1 protein-coding gene is annotated in these 2,851 nt (G+C 45.9%); it reads right to left on the bottom strand.

The genetic code is table 11. The features are described 5' to 3' along the window. Window positions 1-2,851, bottom strand: a 2,851-nt coding sequence (locus HMPREF9075_RS09470; protein WP_009416339.1) for a SprB repeat-containing protein, incomplete at both ends; no start/stop codon positions are given.

Here is a 2,851-nt window from a genome sequence, read left to right as displayed (position 1 = left end):
ATGTACCTGTGTACAAGCCTGTAAATGCCCACTTATCGGTGCCTATTTGCGTTGCACTGATAGTCATCGCTGGGTTGGTAGACGCTCCTTTGTGAAGTGTATAAACATTATTACCCATACCCCCACTTGGAGTAAAGCCTATCTCTGCCGTATTGCCTCCATTACATTTCACTTTAGCATTGGTAGTGTCCATCGTCAAACTCAATGGCGCTACATCCACTATCGTTACTTTGTTAGATTTCTTAGACTCACAGCTATTGCCGTCTTTCACTACAAATTCGTATTCTCCTGCGGTAAGTCCGCTAAATACGCCGCTCGATTGCCAGCTGCCCAAGGCTCCTCCATTAGTGCTCATCGCATATTGATAGCTGCCCACGCCGCCCGTTACCGTTACCGATACGGTTGCTCCCGTATGGCACGTTCTCTCACTGCTGATACCTGCCGTTACCAGCAACTCATTAGGCTCGGTAATCGTTATAGGCAATTCTATATCGCAGTTCATTCCGTCTATAATCTTCACTACATACGAACGTGCATCTAAGTGCGCAAAAGTAGTACCTGTTTGCGTGCTGCCTATCTGTGAACCTCCCACTTCCCACAACTCATAACTGTAGTTACCACTACCGCCACTGGTGGTCAGTACGTTGATAGTTCCGTCAGCATCATTAAAGCATCTCACATTAGTACTTGTTATAGTAGCTGCTATTGGCGCTGGTGGTGCCATCTGTTGTGTGAAGGTTACCACACAGCCTTCCTTATCTTTTACTGCTACTGTATAAGTATCTGATACTAAACCGTCAAAGACTGAGGTACTGGTAAAGTTACCATACACTGCGTGTGATACTATACGGTATTGGTATTCACCCCAACCGCCTGCTACATTCACTGCAAAGGAACCTGTCTGATCACTACCTCCACATTTTATCTTATTGGTTATCGTTGCGCTGGCTACCAATGCCGCTCCTGGTCCCGAAATCATCACTTGCGTTGTCGATTTCGTACAAGATGGCCATTGTGTTTGCGTTACTTCCACTATATAGCTACCTGCCGATAAGCCTACTATATCGTGTTTGCGTACCGCTGCTACCTCTCCGGCTACCGTTGTTGGTGGTATTACTACCATTACCGTAGGAGTAGCTTGCAATACTCTATAACTGTAACTTCCTTGGTAACCTGTCATTTCTAATCTCAATACCCCATCGTTACCCGATGCACAAGATACCGACTTGCTTTGTGTTCCACCTATTACCATACTGTCAAATGGTGTTATCGTGTAGCTTGTCGTTGCATAGCAGCCCGTTGCACTATCAGTTACTGTTACTTCATAGTAACCTGGTGCTCCAAAGTCTACCGTTACCGAATTGATACCTGCCGTAAGGGTATGTGTGCTTGGCGTTGCTACTCCGGTGGTTACATAAACAAGGTATCCTTGATTATTGCCTCCTGCTATGGTAAAGCGTACGCGCTCATCGCTGCCACAAGCTATCTGTACCAACTTAGTAGCACTGATATTAGTAATGCGTTTTAGCGGTGCTATCTCTAGCGGATTGCTACGTGTATCGGTCATACAACCTTTCGCATCGCGTACATATACTATTACCGTTTGCGTTTGTGTGCTGCTGTTAGTTACACTCAGTACATCACTGCTTGTATAGCCTGTAGTTATCGTGGTTACCCCGTCAAACAACTCAAAGTTATAGGTGTATGACTGCGTACCGCCCGCTACTACTGCTTTCACCAATGCCGCTTGGTCGTCATTGCTTGCATTACATCTGTAAGCTCGTGTTACAGCTACATTGGTAATACTCAATACCGCTGGCTCTGCTATATTGATTACTCGCTCTGCTTTACAATTTCGTGAGGATACTACCGTTACTGTGTAGTTACCCGCCTTCAAGCCTGTAAAGCTAAAGTCTTTAGGGGTCGTATTCACTACCTCGTTACGCGTTACAAATGGTGTAACTCCTTCTATAGTTATCTGGTAATCCGTTTGTGTTTGCGTTCCTGGAAGCGTAATGAGCAATGTACCATCATCTCCTCCATTACAGCTCACTGCCGTAGTGGTATAAGTAAAGCTTACCACCGATGCTCCTATTACATTTATTGTATAAGTCTGAACTCCACAAGAGGTATTCAAATCTCTCACAGTAATGGTGTGTTGTCCCGCTGGTACATTGGTAAATACTGGGTTGTTGTTCTGTACCACTGGCGTTCCTCCTTGTGGGTACAACTTGTACTCTACATTGCCTGAACCGCCTAAGTGAGTTACCGAAATTGTCGCTCCTGTTGCTGGCGTACAAGTTACCTGCTTCATTATCGTAGCCATTGTGCCTGCCACTGGTTCGTATAGGCTCACTGCTGTTAGCGTTGCCGAACAACCCCAACTGTCGCGTACCACTACCTGATAGCTGCCCGAACCTAAGCTGTTAAAGATGTTGCTCGCCTGTGGTTGTGAGTACGCTGCGCCATCCTTATACAACTGATAAGTATAGTTAGCACCTTCTCCGCCCGATACCGATACTACACTCAATACTCCCGTACCTGGCGTACAGTTTTCTGTAGTTATCGTAAGTATACCTGTAATACCTGTTGGAATTGACAAGGTAACATCATTTAGGTCATATTGGCAACCACTCGCATCGCGTACCGATACCTTATAAGTTCCCGCCGATAAGTTGCCTCGGCTGCTGGTAGTTGTCCAAGCTCCTGATGATGGCGTTGGCGGAGTTGTATCTATATAATACTCATAGCTGCCCCAGCCGCCTACTACATCTTTTATCACTATTGAACCATCGTTGTTGCCCGCTGCACAAGTAATTGATCGTACTTGTGTGGTCGCCGACAAGCTTAC

This window comes from Capnocytophaga sp. oral taxon 332 str. F0381 (assembly GCF_000318275.2).
GTDB lineage: Bacteria > Bacteroidota > Bacteroidia > Flavobacteriales > Flavobacteriaceae > Capnocytophaga > Capnocytophaga bilenii.
This window is presented reverse-complemented; position numbering and strand designations above follow the sequence as displayed.